Annotated in this window: 18 protein-coding genes; 7 read left to right on the plus strand and 11 right to left on the minus strand. The window is 48.6% G+C overall.

Going from position 1 to position 19,386, the window contains the following annotated elements:
* Positions 1 to 175 precede the first annotated feature (175 nt).
* The 4 genes from Q4579_RS12460 to Q4579_RS12475 all read right to left on the minus strand — a co-directional run bounded on the left by Q4579_RS12460 (position 176) and on the right by Q4579_RS12475 (position 5,611).
* A complete protein-coding gene (locus Q4579_RS12460) occupies positions 176 to 958 on the minus strand; it encodes a slipin family protein (protein WP_303564659.1) in 783 nt (260 codons plus the stop codon).
* Positions 959 to 961: 3 nt separating this feature from the next.
* Positions 962 to 2,350 (minus strand): nodulation protein NfeD, encoded by a 1,389-nt coding sequence (locus Q4579_RS12465; RefSeq protein WP_303564660.1) that lies wholly within the window; start codon positions 2,348 to 2,350, stop codon positions 962 to 964.
* A gap of 153 nt (positions 2,351 to 2,503) precedes the next feature.
* The gene (gene viaA, locus Q4579_RS12470; protein WP_303564661.1) at positions 2,504 to 3,958 is read right to left on the minus strand and encodes an ATPase RavA stimulator ViaA; all 1,455 of its coding nucleotides are present in this window, start codon (positions 3,956 to 3,958) and stop codon (positions 2,504 to 2,506) included.
* Positions 3,959 to 3,970: 12 nt separating this feature from the next.
* The gene (locus Q4579_RS12475) at positions 3,971 to 5,611 is read right to left on the minus strand and encodes an ATPase RavA domain-containing protein (protein WP_303564663.1); all 1,641 of its coding nucleotides are present in this window, start codon (positions 5,609 to 5,611) and stop codon (positions 3,971 to 3,973) included.
* Positions 5,612 to 5,937: 326 nt separating this feature from the next.
* Here Q4579_RS12475 and Q4579_RS12480 point away from each other — a divergent pair, with 326 nt between their 5' ends.
* Both Q4579_RS12480 and Q4579_RS12485 read left to right on the plus strand, forming a co-directional pair.
* Entirely contained in the window at positions 5,938 to 6,801 is an 864-nt protein-coding gene (locus Q4579_RS12480; protein ID WP_303564665.1) for a GGDEF domain-containing protein, read from the plus strand.
* Positions 6,802 to 6,901: 100 nt separating this feature from the next.
* A complete protein-coding gene (locus Q4579_RS12485; protein ID WP_303564666.1) occupies positions 6,902 to 7,723 on the plus strand; it encodes a phosphate ABC transporter substrate-binding protein in 822 nt (273 codons plus the stop codon).
* Between the two features lie 97 nt (positions 7,724 to 7,820).
* Here the strand turns inward: Q4579_RS12485 and Q4579_RS12490 are convergent, their stop codons facing one another.
* Positions 7,821 to 8,672 (minus strand): sulfurtransferase, encoded by an 852-nt coding sequence (locus Q4579_RS12490; protein WP_303564667.1) that lies wholly within the window; start codon positions 8,670 to 8,672, stop codon positions 7,821 to 7,823.
* Positions 8,673 to 8,858: 186 nt separating this feature from the next.
* Between Q4579_RS12490 and Q4579_RS12495 the strand changes: the two genes are divergently transcribed.
* Entirely contained in the window at positions 8,859 to 9,797 is a 939-nt protein-coding gene (locus tag Q4579_RS12495) for a bifunctional precorrin-2 dehydrogenase/sirohydrochlorin ferrochelatase (RefSeq protein WP_303564669.1), read from the plus strand.
* 37 nt (positions 9,798 to 9,834) lie between these two features.
* Here Q4579_RS12495 and Q4579_RS12500 read toward each other — a convergent pair whose 3' ends face one another.
* Positions 9,835 to 10,341, minus strand: a complete 507-nt coding sequence (locus Q4579_RS12500; RefSeq protein ID WP_303564671.1) for a DUF1097 domain-containing protein — start codon at positions 10,339 to 10,341, stop codon at positions 9,835 to 9,837.
* A gap of 262 nt (positions 10,342 to 10,603) precedes the next feature.
* On the opposite strand from Q4579_RS12500, the gene nagZ reads away from it, so the two are divergent.
* A complete protein-coding gene (gene nagZ / locus Q4579_RS12505; protein ID WP_303564672.1) occupies positions 10,604 to 11,611 on the plus strand; it encodes a beta-N-acetylhexosaminidase in 1,008 nt (335 codons plus the stop codon).
* 67 nt (positions 11,612 to 11,678) lie between these two features.
* Here the strand turns inward: nagZ and Q4579_RS12510 are convergent, their stop codons facing one another.
* From Q4579_RS12510 to Q4579_RS12530, 5 genes are all read right to left on the minus strand, one after another.
* Positions 11,679 to 12,356 (minus strand): TetR/AcrR family transcriptional regulator, encoded by a 678-nt coding sequence (locus Q4579_RS12510; RefSeq protein ID WP_303564673.1) that lies wholly within the window; start codon positions 12,354 to 12,356, stop codon positions 11,679 to 11,681.
* Between the two features lie 844 nt (positions 12,357 to 13,200).
* Positions 13,201 to 14,115, minus strand: coding sequence for a cation diffusion facilitator family transporter (locus Q4579_RS12515; RefSeq protein WP_211651680.1), 915 nt, complete (start codon positions 14,113 to 14,115; stop codon positions 13,201 to 13,203).
* A gap of 110 nt (positions 14,116 to 14,225) precedes the next feature.
* Complete coding sequence (locus Q4579_RS12520; RefSeq protein WP_303564674.1) at positions 14,226 to 14,654, minus strand: thioredoxin domain-containing protein; 429 nt, start codon at positions 14,652 to 14,654, stop codon at positions 14,226 to 14,228.
* Between the two features lie 146 nt (positions 14,655 to 14,800).
* Complete coding sequence (locus Q4579_RS12525; protein ID WP_303564675.1) at positions 14,801 to 15,259, minus strand: hypothetical protein; 459 nt, start codon at positions 15,257 to 15,259, stop codon at positions 14,801 to 14,803.
* A gap of 158 nt (positions 15,260 to 15,417) precedes the next feature.
* The gene (locus Q4579_RS12530; protein ID WP_303564676.1) at positions 15,418 to 15,873 is read right to left on the minus strand and encodes an MOSC domain-containing protein; all 456 of its coding nucleotides are present in this window, start codon (positions 15,871 to 15,873) and stop codon (positions 15,418 to 15,420) included.
* Positions 15,874 to 16,114: 241 nt separating this feature from the next.
* On the opposite strand from Q4579_RS12530, the gene pdhA reads away from it, so the two are divergent.
* From pdhA to Q4579_RS12545, 3 genes are read left to right on the plus strand one after another with little or no spacing between them, the layout of a single operon-like run.
* Complete coding sequence (pdhA, locus tag Q4579_RS12535) at positions 16,115 to 17,203, plus strand: pyruvate dehydrogenase (acetyl-transferring) E1 component subunit alpha (protein ID WP_303564677.1); 1,089 nt, start codon at positions 16,115 to 16,117, stop codon at positions 17,201 to 17,203.
* Positions 17,196 to 18,179, plus strand: a complete 984-nt coding sequence (locus tag Q4579_RS12540; protein ID WP_211651675.1) for an alpha-ketoacid dehydrogenase subunit beta — start codon at positions 17,196 to 17,198, stop codon at positions 18,177 to 18,179. Before pdhA ends, Q4579_RS12540 begins: the two co-directional genes overlap by 8 nt.
* Entirely contained in the window at positions 18,176 to 19,330 is a 1,155-nt protein-coding gene (locus Q4579_RS12545) for a dihydrolipoamide acetyltransferase family protein (RefSeq protein WP_303564678.1), read from the plus strand. Before Q4579_RS12540 ends, Q4579_RS12545 begins: the two co-directional genes overlap by 4 nt.
* The last annotated feature ends 56 nt before the right edge of the window (positions 19,331 to 19,386 follow it).

The following is a 19,386-nucleotide window of genomic DNA, read 5'->3' on the forward strand; positions in this document are numbered from 1 at the left end:
GTCTCATCAACTCTATGCGTCGGAAATCATAACAATCTGAAGTCTAATTTCAATCGTTCATTTGTAAGGAATAACTTAAAAAAACAGTTCTTCGCTCAACCCCTGATTTTTCTTCATTCAGGCGAAAAAATCGAACTCCTTTTCATCATTTTCTCTTTCATGGCATATATCCTGCTTATTTATCGCCGTGACTTGGATCTTTTTTGAGCGGCGAAGTAGTACTTTTTACTTTATCAATTAAGTCAATTGGCAACGGAAATACAATCGTGCTGGTTCTGTCATTGGCGATTTCAGTTAAAGTTTGTAAATAACGAAGCTGCACTGCATTCGGCGCTTTGTTCAACACTTCTGCCGCTTCCATCAGCTTTTTCGAAGCCTCCAGCTCCCCGGTAGCATGAATGACTTTTGCCCGCCGGGCACGCTCTGCTTCTGCCTGACGCGCCAGCGCACGCACCATACTATCATCCAGATCCACATGCTTGATCTCGACATTGGCTACTTTAATGCCCCAATTATCCGTATGCATGTCGAGAATCGATTGTAAGTCTTGATTTAATTCCTCCCGTGCAGAGAGTAACTCATCCAGCTCATGCTGCCCGAGCACCGAACGCAACGTGGTTTGGGATAGCTGACTGGTTGCTTCAAGATAATTTTCGACATTATTAATCGCCATTTTGGGATCAATAACCCGAAAATAAACCACAGCATTTACTTTGACAGAAACATTATCCCGGGTGATTAAATCCTGGGTCGGGACATCCAGAACAATGGTTCGTAAATCAACCCGAACCATTTGCTGAACAATCGGAATAATAATGATCAGGCCCGGTCCTTTGACCTCATAAAAACGCCCCAATAAAAACACCACAGCACGTTCATATTCACGCAGCACTCGGAACATGCTGATGATCAGTGCGATCACCAGAACGATAATGGTGGCCAGTGAGTAAGTCAGCATAGGTTATTCCTTCTCTTTGGCTTCAACATATAAACAGAGTCCATCGACCCGCTTGATCACTACCGTCTGACCAATTCCCAACGGTGCATCGCATCTGGCCTGCCAGATTTCCCCTTCGACCAGCACCCGCCCCTTACCGGGAAAGCCACTCACCACACGACCTTCATCGTGGGCAAGCATCTCGACGCCTGTCGTCACGGGTTTTCGCCGGGATTTCAACAGCAGACTCAGAATGACAAAAGTGAACAGTGCCGAGGTCACGGTCAGTCCAATAATCAGCGGCAGGGCAATCTGATAGCCGGGCACTTCCGTATCCATCAGCATGACAGAACCGATCACGAAAGCCACAATGCCGCCAAAACCCAGGATGCCGAAGCTCGGGCTGAAAGCTTCTGCGACCATCAGGATGATCCCCAAAATAATCAGGCCCAGTCCGGCATAACTGACAGGCAGCAATTGCAGGGAATACATGGCCAGCAACAGACATATCCCGCCCAGCACACCCGGCAGACCGACGCCTGGATTATAAAATTCCAGCAATAGCCCATAGATCCCAATCAGCATCAGGATATAGGCAACGTTGGGGTTGGTAATCACGGCCAGCAGCTTGAAACGCCAATCCTGCTCGCGTTCAACGTAGGCGACATTTTGCAGCGTCAATGTCTGTTGAAGACCATTGATCAGCACAGTCCTGCCGTCGGCTTGCCGGATCAGATCATCAATGTCCGTTGCAAGAAAATCGATCACGTTTTCTTTGCTGGCTTCTTCGGCATCCAGGCTGGCCGCTTCTCGCACAGCACGCTCTGCCCAGACTTCGTTCCGTCCATGCAGCTTTGCCAGACTGACGATATAGGCTGCTGCATCGTTAATGACTTTCTTTTCCATCGCTGTTTCTGCTTTCACGGCATCCTGAGCGCCTGTATCACGGTCTTCATCTTGTGCAGCAGATTCATCTTTACCGGGTTGTTCCTTTTCCTGCTCAAATGGATTATCCGGCTTGCCACCACCGGAGCCCGTCAACGACACAGGGGTTGCAGCGCCCAGATTTGTACCGGGTGCCATGGCGGCAATATGGCTTGCATAAAGAATATAGGTGCCTGCGCTGGCTGCCCGGGAGCCCGCAGGGCCAACCCAGGTTGCGATGGGAATGGAAGAGGTTGTAATTGCCCGGATGATTTCCCGCATGGAGGTATCCAGCCCCCCCGGTGTGTCCATTTTCAGAACAACCAGTTTCGCCTGCGCTTCCTGCGCACTTTCAATTTCACGGGAAACAAAGTCGCTGACCGCTGGACCGATCCCACCCTGAACAGCAACAACCCAGACATCATCCGCATAGGTCTTCAGCGGTACGAGTAACATCAGCAAAAGGATCAAAAAGGAAAACAGCTTCATTACGCTTGCTCCCCAGAGGCAGAGTTGCCAAAGCCGACAGGAAAATCATCAGCTTCGACTGATTAGAGTTTGTTCTCCTTAAGCATAGCGCACAAAAAAATTCAGCTGTGTGTGAAGCAGAAACGGCGTCATGATTTGCCCCGTTTCACTCATTCAGGAAGCCCGGCGAGACAATAGCCGTCCCAGAGCAGATGGATGATGCGACCAGCAGGTGTCGAACATATCCATTAAAGCCGGATTCCCGTAACGGGACAGACACACGGCATGGAAGCGATTTTTCTGAGCTTTCAGGGTGGCAATTTTCGCCTGCATTTCCGGAGACTGTGACGGCGCAATAAAGTCGGACAGCACGATCAAATCAGCATTTTTGTATTGCTCACTCCCCATCAGTTCAATGGATTGATCGAGCACCGGGGCCAGATCCGTACCGCCATGGAAAGAGTAAGACAAAAAGTTCAGCACTTCGCTCAAGCCATCCTGTTTGGTCAGCTCGTAGGTGATATGCTGGGTTGAAAACAGCATGACATAACAATCTCTTTCGTCAGCCAGCGCAATCTGCATCAAGCCGTAGGCCAATGCCTTAGCACACTGTTCGGGGTAGCCTGACATTGAACCGGATGCATCAATACAGACAATGAAAGGTCCTTTGTCCTGCTCAACCTGTTTACTTTGCGTCTTATAGGCTTTGACCTTCCGGAGCTTGCGACTCGCGCCTTGCATCCGATAATTCATCAGCCGTTTATCGACCAGATGTTTATAAAACACAACTTCCAGTTCCGGGTAAGCCAGAAACATCGCTTCATTCGGGAGCAGTCGGGCCAGGTCATCACTCGGGTGGACACCGACGATATCATCGGTGACACTGTCACTCTTCTCTTCCACCATCTTGAGTTCTTCACTCTCAACACGAGCCTGATTCGGATCATCCACTTCATTCGCCATCCGTCCCAGACGATCTGAAATCTCCTGTAAATCACTGTTCTTCTGGAGAAACTTCGCGATTGATTTCATCCGTTCAACGTCAGTACGGGTGAGTTTCGCTTTCGCCATATCCCACAGTCTGCCAGCGCGCTTTTCGTCCCCGGCTTCATCCACCTTTTCCATTTGCTGCATGGTTTCGATACGCTGATATAAATCTTTCAGCAATGCTTCTTTATGATGCTCCAGCTCGGATTTCTGTGCATCTTTAAGCGCCCTCTCCAGATGCTCATACCACTGATGACAGAAATAACTGTGAAACATTGGATTGTGTTTTTTCTGGTCATGATCCAACAATTTGCGGGCTTTAAAATAAAATCCAGATGTAGATTCAAGATCTCTGACCACCTGTTCTGCGTTCTCCATAAATTCGTCAGAGGACCATTGGCGAACGGTCTGATACAGCGTCAGCTCCTGATTGAATCTGTCGGCAACATCCACTTTAGCAATTCGATGCTGCACATATCCCCGCCATTTTTGCACCTGATGTTTCATGGAAGATTTGATCCCGGGGCTGGATTCCGCAGCCATCATCAGCTGCGGACGCGTCATGAGTTCATTCACCGCATTTTCAATGATCCCAGATTCTGTGAGCATCAGCGCGAGGTTAATTCCTTCCGTCACTGCCATCGGCCTGCCCCCTTACGCAAAGTATTCTGTCAGCCGGGTTAAACGCATGGCACTTTTATCCAGATGCCGTTGAATCGACTGAATTTCTTCACTGGCCGTCGCGAGGCTTTGTTCAATCAGAACCGGAAACTCTGGGTCGACAAAGTTATGCGGCAATGCGCCATGAAAACGGCTTCGAGCGAGTTTCAGTAAATGGGCTGCTTCATTAATGGCATCTGTCGCTTGCTGTACTTTCTGCTGCCAGCCCGCGAGTTGCTCCTGACTCACCCCATAATCGCCTGCAATGCCGACCAGTACATTCCTGCTGGCAATATCTTTGATGACCAGTCGATCACTGGCATCGATTTCAAAATGCAACCGGCACAGATGGGTGTTTTTGTTTACAAATCCATAGATATCGCACTGCCCGGTTTTGATTTTTTTCTCAAACTCATCCCCGTCGACATAAACCCAGCGGCTATCGCCTGTTTCCTGCTCGTTTACCGAAGGGTTGTGTTGCAACATGACCAGCTTGATCATCTTTGGATTGTTATTGACGGTGTAGCGCTTCGCGCTGGTGAAATCGTATTTATATCTTTCTTTTCCCATCAGGGTATCGTGACCAAAAACCATACTCAGTTTGCTGGCCACTTCCTGGTGCACTTCTTCGATCTGATGTTGTGCGGTATCCGCCTGCTGGGTTGCCGCCTGCTGTCCAAACACGGTATTCGAGGCAAAATCGCGCAGGATCTCACGGATCTCCTGCCGAGATTCCGGACTGTGCCAGAGACATTCCTGCAACAAGAGTAAATCCAATGGGTTGATGCTGTCCCGGCCATTAAAAAATGCACTGGCTTTCAATAAGCGCAATGACTTTTTCCAGCGACGATCCGAGATATACAGCTCGTGACTCTGCCCGGATTCCACCTTCTCTTCGATCATGGATTTCAATTGGTAAATGGTTTCGAAGGTGGCTTCATCCAGCTCAACATGGTCAATGAATAACTGCCATTGCTGATACTCATCGGCTTTGATTTTCAATGCATCCGGAATTTGTGCCATCTCTGGCCCTTCGCCCATCAGCATCGCTTTAAAGTTCTGTTTTTCCTGAATCCGGTTGACAAACACACGCACCAGCATCCGGTCATACAAAGCTTCCAGGCCACTGTCTTCATCCGGCAATTCGTTCGATGCCGTAATTAGTAAGCGCATAGGCACATGGAGGGTTTCCTGACCGTTCTTGAAAGTTCGTTCATTCACAACAGTCAGCAATGTATTCAGAATCGCCGGACCTGCTTTCCAGATTTCATCCAGAAAGACAACTTCTGCTGTCGGCAGGTAACCGTCAACCAAACGCACATACTTCCCGTGGTCTTTCAGTTCCTGAATCGATAAAGGCCCGAACACTTCTTCCGGCGTCGAAAAGCGTGTCATCAGATAATCAAAGAATCGGCTGCCATCAAAGGCTTCGATCAAACGTTTCGCAATCAAACTCTTGGCAATCCCTGGGGGACCAAGCAAGAACACACTTTCTCCTGCCAGCGCAGACAAAAGACATAAACGCAATGTGTGTTCCCGTTCATACACACCATTCGAGAGTGCATGAATCAGTTTATTGACCCGCTCAGCAAGCAGCGCTTTATTGGGGGGCGTATTGGCTGCCATGGATAGCATCGTATTCTGTTCCTCAAGGCTAAAAACACTGCAGGAGATGAAGGTGCTCAATTGAGTAGCACCTGCTATAACCTCAGAATAGCCGGAAATAAATAATTGTTACAACCTTGTTAAATCACATATTTTGTTACAAAACAGATATATCAAACAATGGTGTTTATCAGTAGTAAGAAAACAATGATTTCATTTCTGATATCAATCGAGTAATCAGGCGGACTCAAATGTAATCCATTTCAGTGAAAATCTCAGTTGCGGGCTCCAACTCACGAAAGTACTGGATAAGAGCTACCTCCCTTTGGTTCACCGTGTTAACATTTCACTCAATTATGAAAAAAATCTCTCAACTGCCGACCGGATTGACAATATTTGTCTGTTTTGTGGTTCTGGCAACGACCTTTATTCCAATGAAGGGGAATCTGGAAACGATTACCTCCAGCCTGACGCTAGCACTGATTTTTTTGCTGGTGCGTGAGGTTGCAGGTAAAGAAATGAAGTTTCTGTTGATCCTGTCTGCTTCAACTTACGGGCTGGGTGTGATTGCCGATTTACTGGATGAGATACCCGAACTGGCAACCTACTGGCTGCTGGTTCGGGCTGATAACATTTTTTCAAACATCGGTGTCTTTCTGCTCTGCTTTTGTTTCATCAAAATTTTAGATCAGCGCCACGAGCTGGTTGAACGATTGAAAGTTCAGATAGCCAAATCCCGTGAACTGGAGCTGGAACTCAGCCGCCAGGCCCTTCAGGATGATCTCACCGGTTTGCAGAATCGCCGCTCTTTGTTCAGACGCTTCGATAATATGGCGATCAACCTGAACCGCGGCATGATGGCTTATATCGATATTGATAATTTTAAGCAGGTCAATGATCGCATGGGACACCATCAGGGTGACCTGGTCCTGATTGAAATGGCCCATATTCTTTTCCGCCATTCGCCAACCGGAAGCCAGATTTACCGCATTGGTGGTGATGAATTCATCGTCCTGCTTCCCAGCGAAGATCAAACACTTTGTCAAGAATGGCTCGATCAGATCTTAGAAAAAACACGCGAGCTTCGCGAAACCTTCCATCTGGGGATCAGCGTTGGTCTCGTACCTTTTCATCCGGGAAACCTCAGCGACCCGGATATGCTGCTGGCAAAAGCCGATACGGCCATGTACGAAGAGAAAGAGCAGAAAAGCCGGGTCTGAAGAAGATACAGCCGATCCGGCAGTCGCACAATTTTCGTTCACATTAATGTCATAACTTCGTCATATCATGTCGCTTTATCACTTTTGATGGAGCGACGCTATGCTGTACCGTCTGGCCTCCTTAATGGCCCTTATCACTCTTATTCCCATTCAGGCATATGCCAAAACGGTCACTGTCTCTGGTTCAACCTCAGTCAGTCATATTCTGGAAGTCATGGCTGAGACCTATCAGCAAAACCATCCCAGCACTCTGGTTGCCGTTCAGGGCACCGGCTCATCTGCCGGGATATCTGCGGTCAAACAAAACGCATCTGAACTGGGCATGAGCTCCCGATTTCTCAAAGAAGATGAAATCGGCTCAGACATTTCAACCACAATGATTGCGCACGATGGCATTGCACTGGTGGTAAACAAAAACAACCCGGTCAGTTCGCTCACCAGAAATCAGATCATCGCGATCTATCAGGGCAAAATCAGCAACTGGAAGGCAGTCGGTGGGCCGGACTTACCCATTGCTGTGGTCAGCCGTGAAAATGCATCCGGCTCCCGGTTCTCTTTTGAAGAATTTATGGGATTAACCCGCACCATCGGCGACAAAACAGTCTCCGACATCAATGCAAAGGTGCTGGTCGTCAATACCAATGGGATGGTGAAGAGTCTGGTCGCCCGAAATCGGCATGCCTTGGGATATCTGTCGCTGGGTTCGCTGGATGAATCAGTCAAAGCGCTAGCGTTTGAAGGGGTGCCGCCAACACTGGAAAATCTGGAATCTGGCGACTATCTGATCTCCCGCCCTTTCATTATGCTGTACAAAACCAAGAAACTGACGGATGAAGGTCGTGATTTTCTGAATTTTGTCATCTCGCAGCAGGGCCAGGCATTCATGCATCAGCGCGGTTATATTCCCGTGGTTCATCAATAACCGGTGTCCGGCATCTCATACACGGCTTCAATCATCTTGCCTGAGATACACTCAGGCAAGACATCCTGAACTTCTCTATCCCGAATCACTGAGAAACTCACGACACCACAGGATATTTCATCCCGGCGCCCCACTCCGTCCAGGAGCCATCGTAAACTGTCAGTTTTTTCCGTCCGGCAACATCTGCCGCCAAGGCCAGAATGCAGGCCGTCACCCCGGAACCACAACTGAAGATTAACTGCTGTTCTTCATCTGAAATGGCATCAAAGCGTTGTTTCAGCAATTGTGGCGACAACAACTGATTGTTTTTCACCAACTGACCAAAGGGTAAACTTTTCGCATTGGGCATATGACCACTGCGAATCCCTTCTCGCGGCTCGGGTTGCTGGCCGTAAAAACGAGCAGCAGGGCGCGCATCTAAAACGACGATTTGTGGGTCTTCCAAATGTCCAATCAGCGATGATGCATTCGTCACCCAATCCGGTTGAAAGGTTGCCTGATACTGTCCGGGCTCCCTGAATTGAGGCTGACCCGTTTCAAGCGGACCCTCGTTCTGAATCCAGGCCGGTAACCCGCCATTGAGTACTGCAACGGCATCATGTCCCATGGCCTTAAACATCCACCAGACTCGCGGCGCTGAAAACAATCCCTGAGAATCATAAACGACAACATGATGATGATTACTGATCCCCAACGCTGAAACCTGGCGGGAAAATTGCGACTCATCCGGCAACATATGAGGTAAATGAGACTGCTTGTCGCAGATCTCCTGATCAAAATCGAAGAACACTGCACCCGGAATGCGTTGTTCCTGCCACTCGGCTTTGGGGTCACGTCCGCTGCCCGGCATCAACCAGCTGGCATCCACCGTCACTACATGTTCCGTTTTCAGATTTTCCAGCAGCCACTCTACTGTGACGACTGATGACAGAGCCTTGTCATTTGTCATAATTCCCTCACTTCACCAATTGCAATTTTCTGCGAGTCGACTCACGATCCACTTGCTGTAGGAATAGCAGAGATTCGCGAAAGACTGCACACTTTTATTACGATAACAGTCAGACACATACTGGGGCTTGAATCGCCAGAACCATCAGGGTAATGTCGACAGGCTATTCACTGCAAGGATGCATTCATGGATTACTTTCCTGTTTTTACCCGATTGGCACATAAACCCGTTCTGGTGATTGGCGGCGGCGATGTCGCCTGCCGCAAAGTGGACTTACTGTTGCGCGCCGGCGCGGACGTCACTCTGGTTTCGCCACGCATTCACCCTGCATTGCAAAAACTGGCGAGCCAGGAAAAAATCCACTGGCGTGCTGAGTCCTATCAGCCATCAATTCTGAACGGGTTTTACCAAGTCTGGACGACAACCGATGACCGTGAACTGAACAAACGAATTTTTCACGATGCACAGCAAAAAAAGCTCTGGGTGAATGCCGTTGATGATCCGGCACACTGCGACTTTATCACGCCTTCAATCATTGACCGCTCTCCGATCCAGGTTGCGATTTCCAGTGGTGGCGCGTCTCCGGTCTTGGTGCGCTACCTTCGGGAAAAACTCGAAACACAACTTGCTCAGAATCTCTCCCTGCTTGCAGACTACGCAGGAAAACAAAGAGAGCGGCTGAAATCCTATTATCAAACGGTTGATGAACGACGACATTTCTGGGAACAATTCTTCCGCTTGCCTCAGGTCGAGAATGCCCAGTCTGAAGCCACGCTTGAAGCTGCTTTTACACAGCTACTCGATCAGAAAGTACACCATGTCGGCAGTGTCTGCGTGATTGAAACCGGCGATGATGTGGAGATGCTGCCTTTAAAAGCACTGCGTTTCATGCAACAGGCAGAAATGGTGCTGTATACCAACGAACACAGTCAGTCAGCATTCATTGATCTTTGCAGACGGGATGCCGACAGAGCCCATGTGACCGCCGAGCTGTTAACAGAAAAGGCCGGACAGCTGTTAAACCAGTCTGTCCGAATTTGTGTGCTGATTGAAAAAGGTTTGGCTCCTGAATCACTGATTCAGCTTTGCAAACAACACGAAGGCGAGCTGATTCCCGCTTTCTGAGGCATGTCGTACTCAACCTTCTTGAATACAGAAACCTTTATGAAGAGGATTTACCAGAAACAGCAGCTGCTGAATGCACGACTGGTGCTGCTGTTTTCTGGCTTTTTGCTTGCAGCCAAAGTCCTGAGGTTTTCATGGCATAGCCAAAACAAACGCCTAAAATCAGCGATGGGATTACAAGTTGCCAGTGACCATTTGCTGCGAAAGTGGCGCAACAGCCAATAAAAGTTCCCGGAATAAAGCTCAGCCATTGACGCTTTGCCTGGACACACATCAAGAAAGAAACCAGCGCTGTCATCACATAACCGAACACTTCAATTCCGATCCATTCAGAACCATGAATAATCATCATTGCCCAGGCAACACCGCTTAAATTCGTTGCAAGGCTAAGTCCGACCCCTTTCAGGCCGTCTTGCGGCGAAGCAAAGTAAGTCGTACATCCCAGAAACCCAGCCCAGCTCAACAGACCCAGTGAGACAGCGATCCACCCCCAAAGCCCTGAAAGAATACCTGTGGTAATGGCAATAGCAATCAATACTGACATGATGCGTCCTCAGTGTTTTCAGCTCGGGTGCGCAACACCCACAAAAAAGCAGTGTAGAGATTGTCCCTGAACATTTCACTGATATTGATCACACTTACAATGCAATTAATGAAACATAGTGTTTTCATGAGTGAACAAGATCACACAAAATATTGTCATCTTCCTGCGAAGTCTTGCCCAACACGGTTTTGACAGCTGACTTGTTGTGATAATTTATCAGCTTCATCAACGGACTAATCCAGCGGTTGTATTGGAGTGCCAAATGGGCCCATTAATGCTTGATGTATCAGGCTACGAGCTTGATGCAGAAGAACGCGAAATTCTGCAACACCCGACTGTCGGCGGGATCATTTTCTTCGCCCGTAACTATCACGACAAAGAACAACTCTTCGCCCTGACCCAATCCATTCGTCAGGCAGCAAAACGTCCCATTTTGATTGCGGTTGATCAGGAAGGCGGTCGTGTACAGCGTTTCCGCGACGGATTTACTTTGCTCCCCCCAGCGAAAGCATTCGCACAAACCCACAACGGATTGCAGCTTGCCAAAGATGGTGGATGGCTAATGGCCGCAGAATTGTTGTCGATGGATATTGATCTGAGTCTGGCTCCGGTCCTCGATATTGGCTTTGACTGTAAAGCCATTGGCGACCGCGCATTTTCAGAACAGCCTCAGACGATCGCTCAGTATGCGGGCGAGTTTATTCAGGGCATGAAATCTGCGGGCATGGCAGCGACAGGCAAGCATTTTCCGGGCCATGGGGGTGTCATTGCCGATTCGCATCATGAAACGCCGGTCGATGAGCGACAGACAATCATGTCACATGATATGACCGTATTCCAATCTCTGATTGAAAGAAACTTACTGGATGCCATGATGCCAGCCCATGTGATCTATCCTGAATTCGATAACCAGCCAGCCAGCGGCTCTGAGTTCTGGCTCAAAGATGTACTTCGCCAAGAATTAAACTTCAAAGGTGTTGTATTCTCCGATGATCTGAATATGAAAGGTGCAGATGTGTTGGGCAGTTATAGCGATCGTGCCAAAGCCTCACTTCAGGCTGGATGCGATATGGTGATGTTGTGTAATAACCGTGCTGGTGCTATTCAAGCGCTGGAAGCGTTGCCACAAACCCAGGTGCCCGCTTTAAATGCGTTGCTCAAATCACCTGCATCACCGGATCAGTCTCTTACGCAGACTGCTGCCTGGAAAGCATGCTCGACAGCGATTCGTCAGTTGCGGGATGAATGGCAGGAAAAATCACAGGCCTGATTTCAGGTTTCCCAGAGAAGCAATTGCCCGGCAGCACCGGGCAATTGATCAGTGTTTCGATTTAACATCAAACATGAGTGTGTTGAATGGCTTCACCAGCATTGGTCACAATCAGCGTCGACAATAAGCGATTGAGTGTTTGAGAAACAATCTCCTGATTGAAGTTTTTATCCCCACTTACCAATGAAAATTCAAATTCCCTGAACGTGAACACGACTAAATTCGCATCCACTTCAGGTGAAGGGCTGCCAATCATTTCCGCAGTGGCTTTGATCAGGCTTAACACCTCCGCTTTATAGTCACTAATCCGCTGAATCAAGGCTTCAGACTGACCGAGTGAAAACAAAAAGTGACATCGGATAATCAGTTGCTTCCGCCGGCTTTCATCCGTTAACTCAGTCAGAATATATTGCGTCAGTAAATCAGTCAGTTGCTGAACGCAGGCCCCTCTATCGCTGCCTTCCCCAAGAGCAACGATAGGCTGAAGAATGTCATCGACCTGTTCCCGAATCCATTGAATTTGCTTCAATTCACGACGAGCAAATTCTTCGAAAGCACACAGAATCAGGTGATCCATACTTTCAAAATAATAACTGGTCAGTGATAACCGCACCTGAGCAGCATTCGCAATGCTGCGGTGTGACAAACTATTCAATCCAGTGCTCGCAATCAACGCGAGTGTCGCGTCGATTATTTTTTGTCGGGTCAGTTCTCCCTTTGTTGTTTTTCGAGAACTAGCTGCCATCTCGACTTATCCTTTATGTGTATAGAAAGTAAATGTTTGCATTCATGACAATAATATCGAAAACGTCTCGTTACATAAACAACACAAGCCATTTATCATTAAGATTTATATTTGTTCGATATAAATGTCTTACGATTACATCTCTAACACTATAGTTCAGTCGACCTGAACGGAACGACTAGCAGGATTGGCTATCTGGGAGACAAGGTCGTAGTAAGGAAGATGTTGCACAAGGAGGGGATATTCGAACGCCGGAACATATCCCTGGAAGCCATACATTAAAAAAGGTGCCCTCAGGCACCTTTTCTCGTCAAATCTTGCCCAATCAATCTTGGGGACTCGCCAACTCCCGAATGGGGATCGTTCAGCTTACAGTGATTTACTTGAGTAGTTGATATTTTTGCAGGTTTTCTTTTCCTTCAGAATAGTCACAAGCCCGCCGACAATAAATGCCATGACCAATAGTGTCTCAAACATCACTTTTCCCCAATCCGGATTATCATTCAGGCCAACTGGCCGGTTCATTCAGCGTCAGTTACAGCTAAAATCGACAGCAAACAGTGCTGTCCAACCCTCGGTTGGGTAAAGTTCAGTTAAAAACTTACTGCGAAAAGGTGCTCAGTATCAAAAAGTTACTCAGTAAAATGCAGGAATCAGGTTTTTAACTCGACTTCTACCAATGATTAACCGTTGGCTTACTTTAGACCTGCGTATTTTGCTCTTTTTTTCAACAAAGTACCAGCACTATTTGCCTTATGATTCTTTGAAATCAACATAAAAAAAACTAATAAAAAATACGGCCAGAATGGCCGTATTTTGTTCTGGGAATGTCGCTGGAACTGGATTACAACCAGCGTTTTTGACCAGTGAATGTCACTGACAACCAGGTATCCCCCAGCTCTCCCTGAAGTCTATCCCATAAAAGCTGACGGATTTTATCCTGACGTTTCGTTGTCCAGTACCGGTCATCTTTCACCAGAATATTAACCTCCAGGTCATACTGACGCCCCGTCTTTGCAAAATGATGCGTGTAATCATCAAAACGGTATTGCTTGGATAGCTCTTCGATCACGCTGTCTACGCGTGACTGAACTTTATCCTGCGGCGCAACCAGCAGCACCTCTCGCAAATTACGACGGAGTACCTTAATCGGTAAGACCGACGCTGCAATGGCCATGGCTGAAACCAGAATCGGGTCGACATAAGCATTCCAGTGTGAATAACCGAAAGCGTCGAACACCATCACCAGCATAAAGCCAACTAAAATTGCAGCACTCAAGATGCCATCGACCAACCATTCCTGAGAGTCAACCCGAACAAGTTCGGAGTCTTCCTTCCGGGCAATGTGGGTTTCCGTGAAATAGATACCAAAACAGCAAACAGTTGATAAAACTGCATAAACCATCGCATGTTCCAGCACAACTTCATGGCCACCGTTGACAATGGTTTGCACACCACTCGCCAGTGCAAACAAACAGGTTACCAAGATGAGCAAGCCATTGACGACATTGATCAAAGGTTCGATGTGGGCATAACCAAACTGGAATTGGTTATCATCCGGTCTTGAGACCAGGTAGGCGGTATACAGACTTAAGCCTGTCATACCCATACTCAGGAATGAGAACATACCGTCGAGCAGGATCGCACTCGATCCAACATACAGTCCGTAACCAATACCCAGGGTGGCAAGGACAACTGTACCGGCAAGAGACATTTTCAGTGCCAGACGTTCCTTACTAACTTTACGGCAAGTCGCCATAAATTCCTCCTCATTTTCTTCATTGTGTTGATAGTGATGTCTGCGAATCATGAGTCAATCATGTCAGCATGACGGTTTGATGAATCTGTTCAGCCACTGCGCTTCTGCGCTTATCCGAGCACTTCTGCCAGCCACTTCAAAAATGCAGGTTTACGTAAAGCTGTATTCAAAACCGCTTGTTGCCGCCCTTTCCGGAAAATCAGAACGGTCGGCACCCCTCTCACCTGATACCGTTTTGCCAGGGCCGGATGCTGATTCACATTCACTCTGACAAACCGATATTGCTTCTTTTGCTGGGCGACTTGATCAACCACAGGTTTAAATGCCTGACAGGGCGCACAGTTGTTCCCCCAAAAAATTGCAACCACAGGTTTGGGGCTTTGAATCAGTGCTGCAAAGTTGTAACTGTCACCTTCTACGGGTCTGCCATCTAAAACTGCTTTGGAACAATGCGGGCAAGATACAGTATTTGACAAAGAAGCGGGCTGCAAGGTCACTGCCTCTTGGCAATGCGGGCAGCTTACAGTAAAACTCGGCATGTTTTTCCTAATTCTAAACCAGCTTTCCGGGCTGCAGGAAGGCCTCCCGGAAAATATTTTTTGACCATGATACCACAACTTATGGAAACACGGGTAAAGCCCCTCTGCCGATCAGTGAACCCACCCAAGTTTGTGACAGTGTCACATCAAAAGTCGGTGCGCTGTAATTGCAACCTTTCAATATCGCTGAAAAAGGAAATAATTTTCGCCCGGCTCACACTGTACATAAACTCTGAACCATCACACAGGTGTGCATCTGCACTTTGAATCTCAGGCGACTTTAATTGCATGAACTCACAAGCTGCCTGGCGTTCACAAGCGATGTCCCGCTCTTGATTCAGGGTTTTCCAGTAGTCTGCAAAATGATTTAAAGCCGTGTGTAACTGCTGGTAATTCTCTGAGGTCAGTTCGGGTTTCAGGACGCTCAACTCTTGCTTCCGCTCCGACAAAAACAGAGCAAAACTGTCGGCGTAGTTATCAGCAATCGTGTGATCATAGCAACTTTGCTGCACATATCGCTCTTGCTGTGCGTACAACCCCGGGCTCTGAGAAGAGCAGGCAGCGCCTGCAAAACAGGCAATAAAAACAATCAGTGACAACTTCATCTTCACTCACTTCCGGCTGTAAAACACGGGTCACACAGCCAGAGGCGAAACTAGGCCTGACTTAGCTTCCCGTACGACTTCATGAGTATGAGTGAAATGTATGAGCGGCTCTGATTCAATGTCTGGAATTTCTTAGCACTGAGACGAGTCGCCTGCTGTTATTCCTGAACGGCATTTCCGGATTCGATACGGACCGTATCCCCCAGTTGGATCCTTCCTCCGGACAGCACAGTACAGCAAACGCCTCCGCGCCAGTCAGGTTTAAGTGCCTGTGTCATGCCCTGAAACTGCTCATCCATTCTGGGGCAAGGATCGGTTTCTCGCGTTACCTTTAATCGGAGCTGACCAATCTGAATCACATCCCCCACATTGGCTTGAGAAAAACGCGTTCCTTCAACCAGCAGGTTGGCACGGCGAATTGTCCAGGGTAAAGATTCACCGACTTCCTGACAGGCATCTGTCCAGGCGTCCAGACTCAGCACAGTCACCTGGCGTTTGCCCGGTTTTCCCCGAAAATCACCTTCCACGCCTTTTTCTGGCGAAACATTCACAAATTGCAATTCTTCCATAACAGCACGTGACGCTTTTCGTCTTGCGATTCCCATCAGCTTCATCCAAATATCTCCCTTAAGCCATTTTAAAACCAGCATAACTCACTGGTTACTTGAGCACTGTACCGAATTCTTTACTCAGTTCACCGCCATTCACCAAAGCAAGTTTTAACACTTTGATTACAATTAGAGGTGTTCACCAAACCAAGAATTTACAAATGCATACTATGCAACGTTGGCATGATGCTATCAACCATTGTTCATTTGCTGCTCAACAATTCAAGCAGCTCAGAAGGAGCTTGATATGAATGTTCAAGCCTTAAGCATGCACCGCTTTCTGGACTATCAGGGGCAAGCTGTTGCGTCCCTGCCAGAATGGGCAACCCTGGAAACCCTGCAAGGATTTTACCGGGATATGGTGCTGACAAGGGTTTACGATAACAAAGCGGTCGCACTCCAGCGCACGGGGAAACTGGGGACTTACCCTTCTCATCTGGGGTCAGAAGCCATTGGGATTGCCGTCGGCCGTTCGCTTCGCAAAGACGATGTCTTTATCCCTTACTACCGGGATATGCCAGCGATGTGGGCACGTGGGATCGCGATGGAAAAGAATCTTCAGTACTGGGGAGGTGATGAACGCGGTAGTGATTTCACACTGGACGATCAGCACTGCCACGATCTGCCCTTCTGTGTGCCGATTGCAACCCAATGCACGCATGCTGTCGGGGTCGCTGCTGCCCTGAAAATTCAGGGCGGACATCATGCTGCGCTGGTAACCTGTGGCGACGGTGCAACCTCGAAAGGTGATTTTCTCGAATCCATTAACTGCGCCGGTGCGTGGAATATTCCGCTGGTCTTTGTCATCAACAATAACCAATGGGCAATCTCTGTTCCCCGGAAGTTGCAATGTGGTGCTGAATACTTGTCGGAGAAAGCTAAAGGCGCCGGTATTCCCGGTATTGCTGTGGATGGAAACGACATTATCGCCATGTATGACGTCCTGATGAAAAGTCTGGATCGCGCCCGAAAAGGCAAAGGTGCAACCTTAATTGAAGCCATCAGCTATCGCTTGGGCGATCACACAACAGCGGATGATGCCAGCCGTTACCGCAGCGAAGATGAACTTCAGCAAGCCTGGCAGTACGAGCCGGTAAAACGCTTGAAAGCTTATCTGATGTCGCAAAATGCCTGGTCAGATGAAGAAGAGAAAGCCTGGCTGGCGCAATGCCGTGAAACGGTCGAACAGGCGGTGAAACGCTATCTGGACATTGCACCACAACCACCGGAAACCGCATTTGACTACCTGTATGAACAACCCACGGAAGAAATTCGGGCGCAGCGGGATGCAATCATTGAAAAAGCAATGCGGATGCAAGGAGGTCACCATGGCTGAGATGACAATGCTGGAAGCCGTAAATCTGGCCCTGCATCATGAAATGGAAAGCGATCCCAATGTGGTCGTTCTGGGCGAAGATGTCGGTGATAACGGCGGGGTTTTCCGCGCAACGGTTGGCCTGAAGCAAAAATTCGGGCTGAAACGCGTGATAGATACACCACTGGCAGAAGCGCTCATCGGCGGAGTCACTGTCGGGATGGCCAGCCAGGGATTACGCCCGGTCGCTGAGTTTCAGTTTCAGGGGTTTGTCTTCCCGGCGATGGAACATTTGATCTGCCATGCGGCGCGCTGGCGAAACAGAACCCGGGGGCGACTCACCTGCCCTGCAGTTTTTCGTGCGCCTTTTGGCGGCGGAATTCATGCACCGGAGCACCACTCAGAAAGCATTGAGGCGATGTTTGCCCACACGGCTGGTCTGAAAGTGGTAATCCCGTCTTCTCCCAAACGCGCTTATGGATTATTACTGGCGGCCATTCGCAGTAATGATCCCGTCATGTTCTTCGAACCGAAGCGTATCTACCGGACCGTAAAATCAGATGTGATTGATAATGGTGAAGCCCTGCCTCTGGACACCTGCTTTACCTTACGTAAAGGACGCGATCTGACTTTGGTCACCTGGGGTGCCTGTGTCGTCGAATCCCTTCAGGCTGTGAATGAACTGTCCAAAATGGGAATCGAAGCTGAAGTCATTGATCTGGCCTCGATCAAGCCAATTGATATGAGCACTATTATTGCCTCACTGGAAAAAACCGGCCGGTTACTCGTTGTCCATGAAGCCAGTAAAACCTGCGGTGTTGGCGCAGAACTGCTGGCTCAGGTGTCTGAAAAAGCAATGTGTTTACTGAAAGCACCGCCAATCCGCGTAACGGGTTACGACACAGTGATGCCTTATTACCGCAATGAAGACTATTTCATGATTCAAAAAGACGACATTGTCATTGCGGCTAAACAACTTGTGGAGGGGTGGAAATGAAACCTTTTACCTTGCCTGATCTCGGCGAAGGACTCGCAGAATCAGAAATAATCGAATGGCACGTTCAGGTGGGTGACACCGTCGAAGTCGATCAGGTTGTTCTGACCGTGGAAACGGCCAAAGCGACCGTGGAAGTGCCCGCCCCCTATAGCGGTACCATTAAAAGTCGCCATGGTGAAGCGGGTGATGTGATTTCCATCGGCAGTCTGTTACTTGAAATCGATGAAACCAACGCAACGGACGGTCCGGATGAAAACGCAGAAAAAGAGAAAAATAAACAACGTGCCGATGCTGCGACAGTCGTAGGCAATGTTTCTCACGCACAGCAAGTCAGTGCGGATGAATTCTGGATTGGCAGTCAGGTAAAACCGTCCGCTGAACAAATCAGTGCTTTACCGGCCGCACGCATGCTGGCCCAAAAACTTGGCGTAAACCTGAAAAAAATCACAGGCTCCGGTCCGAGCGGCATTATTGTCGAAGCGGATGTCTATCGCGCCTGCGATCAACAATTGCCGGGCACGGAAGTGCTGAAAGGTGCCCGTCGCACCATGGTCGGCAGCATGACGGAATCTCATCAGCAGGTGGCTGCTGTCACGATAACCGAAGAAGCATTGCTCGACAAATGGGCGAAAGATGAAGATATCACTTCCCGTCTGATTCAGGCGGTCGTCAGTGCCTGTGAACAGGAGCCAGCCCTGAATGCCTGGTTTGATGCGGAAACCATGACCCGCTGTGTTCACCACAAGGTCAATATCGGTATCGCAGTCGACAGCCCACATGGCTTATATGTCCCGGTCCTGAGAGATGCAGCAAGTTTAAATCCCAAAGGCATTCGGCGCTGGATCAATGAAACCGCAGAAGGGATTCGGGCCAGAAAAATTGGCCGGGAAGAATTTCAGCATGCCACCATTACCCTGTCGAACTTCGGTGCCATTGCCGGATTGTACGCAACACCAGTCGTGACGCCACCTCAAGTCGCCATCGTTGGTGCAGGTCGTTTGGTTGATAAACTGATTCTGCAACAACACAAACCTGTGATGGTGAAGGCAATGCCACTTTCGGTTACCTTTGACCACAGAGCCTGTACCGGGGGTGAAGCGGCAAGGTTTGTCAAAGCGTTGGTACAGCATTTGTCGAAACCGCATGGCTGAAATCACAACCTGAATTTTCAGGAATACCAAAACCAAAACAGGCCAGCAATGTGCTG

It is taken from the genome of Photobacterium sp. 1_MG-2023 (assembly GCF_030547945.1).
GTDB lineage: Bacteria > Pseudomonadota > Gammaproteobacteria > Enterobacterales > Vibrionaceae > Photobacterium.

Bases quoted from the DNA above. Each gene is read 5' to 3' on its own strand.
- Q4579_RS12485 (WP_303564666.1), top strand. From the start codon at position 6,902: ATGCTGTACCGTCTGGCCTCCTTAATGGCCCTTATCACTCTTATTCCC.
- Q4579_RS12460 (WP_303564659.1), bottom strand. From the start codon at position 958: ATGCTGACTTACTCACTGGCCACCATTATCGTTCTGGTGATCGCACTG.
- Q4579_RS12520 (WP_303564674.1), bottom strand. From the start codon at position 14,654: ATGCCGAGTTTTACTGTAAGCTGCCCGCATTGCCAAGAGGCAGTGACC.
- Q4579_RS12515 (WP_211651680.1), bottom strand. From the start codon at position 14,115: ATGGCGACTTGCCGTAAAGTTAGTAAGGAACGTCTGGCACTGAAAATG.
- Q4579_RS12495 (WP_303564669.1), top strand. From the start codon at position 8,859: ATGGATTACTTTCCTGTTTTTACCCGATTGGCACATAAACCCGTTCTG.
- nagZ (WP_303564672.1), top strand. From the start codon at position 10,604: ATGGGCCCATTAATGCTTGATGTATCAGGCTACGAGCTTGATGCAGAA.
- Q4579_RS12500 (WP_303564671.1), bottom strand. From the start codon at position 10,341: ATGTCAGTATTGATTGCTATTGCCATTACCACAGGTATTCTTTCAGGG.
- pdhA (WP_303564677.1), top strand. From the start codon at position 16,115: ATGAATGTTCAAGCCTTAAGCATGCACCGCTTTCTGGACTATCAGGGG.
- Q4579_RS12465 (WP_303564660.1), bottom strand. From the start codon at position 2,350: ATGAAGCTGTTTTCCTTTTTGATCCTTTTGCTGATGTTACTCGTACCG.
- Q4579_RS12490 (WP_303564667.1), bottom strand. From the start codon at position 8,672: ATGACAAATGACAAGGCTCTGTCATCAGTCGTCACAGTAGAGTGGCTG.
- Q4579_RS12475 (WP_303564663.1), bottom strand. From the start codon at position 5,611: ATGCTATCCATGGCAGCCAATACGCCCCCCAATAAAGCGCTGCTTGCT.
- Q4579_RS12525 (WP_303564675.1), bottom strand. From the start codon at position 15,259: ATGAAGTTGTCACTGATTGTTTTTATTGCCTGTTTTGCAGGCGCTGCC.
- Q4579_RS12480 (WP_303564665.1), top strand. From the start codon at position 5,938: ATGAAAAAAATCTCTCAACTGCCGACCGGATTGACAATATTTGTCTGT.
- Q4579_RS12540 (WP_211651675.1), top strand. From the start codon at position 17,196: ATGGCTGAGATGACAATGCTGGAAGCCGTAAATCTGGCCCTGCATCAT.
- viaA (WP_303564661.1), bottom strand. From the start codon at position 3,958: ATGGCAGTGACGGAAGGAATTAACCTCGCGCTGATGCTCACAGAATCT.
- Q4579_RS12530 (WP_303564676.1), bottom strand. From the start codon at position 15,873: ATGAAGCTGATGGGAATCGCAAGACGAAAAGCGTCACGTGCTGTTATG.
- Q4579_RS12510 (WP_303564673.1), bottom strand. From the start codon at position 12,356: ATGGCAGCTAGTTCTCGAAAAACAACAAAGGGAGAACTGACCCGACAA.
- Q4579_RS12545 (WP_303564678.1), top strand. From the start codon at position 18,176: ATGAAACCTTTTACCTTGCCTGATCTCGGCGAAGGACTCGCAGAATCA.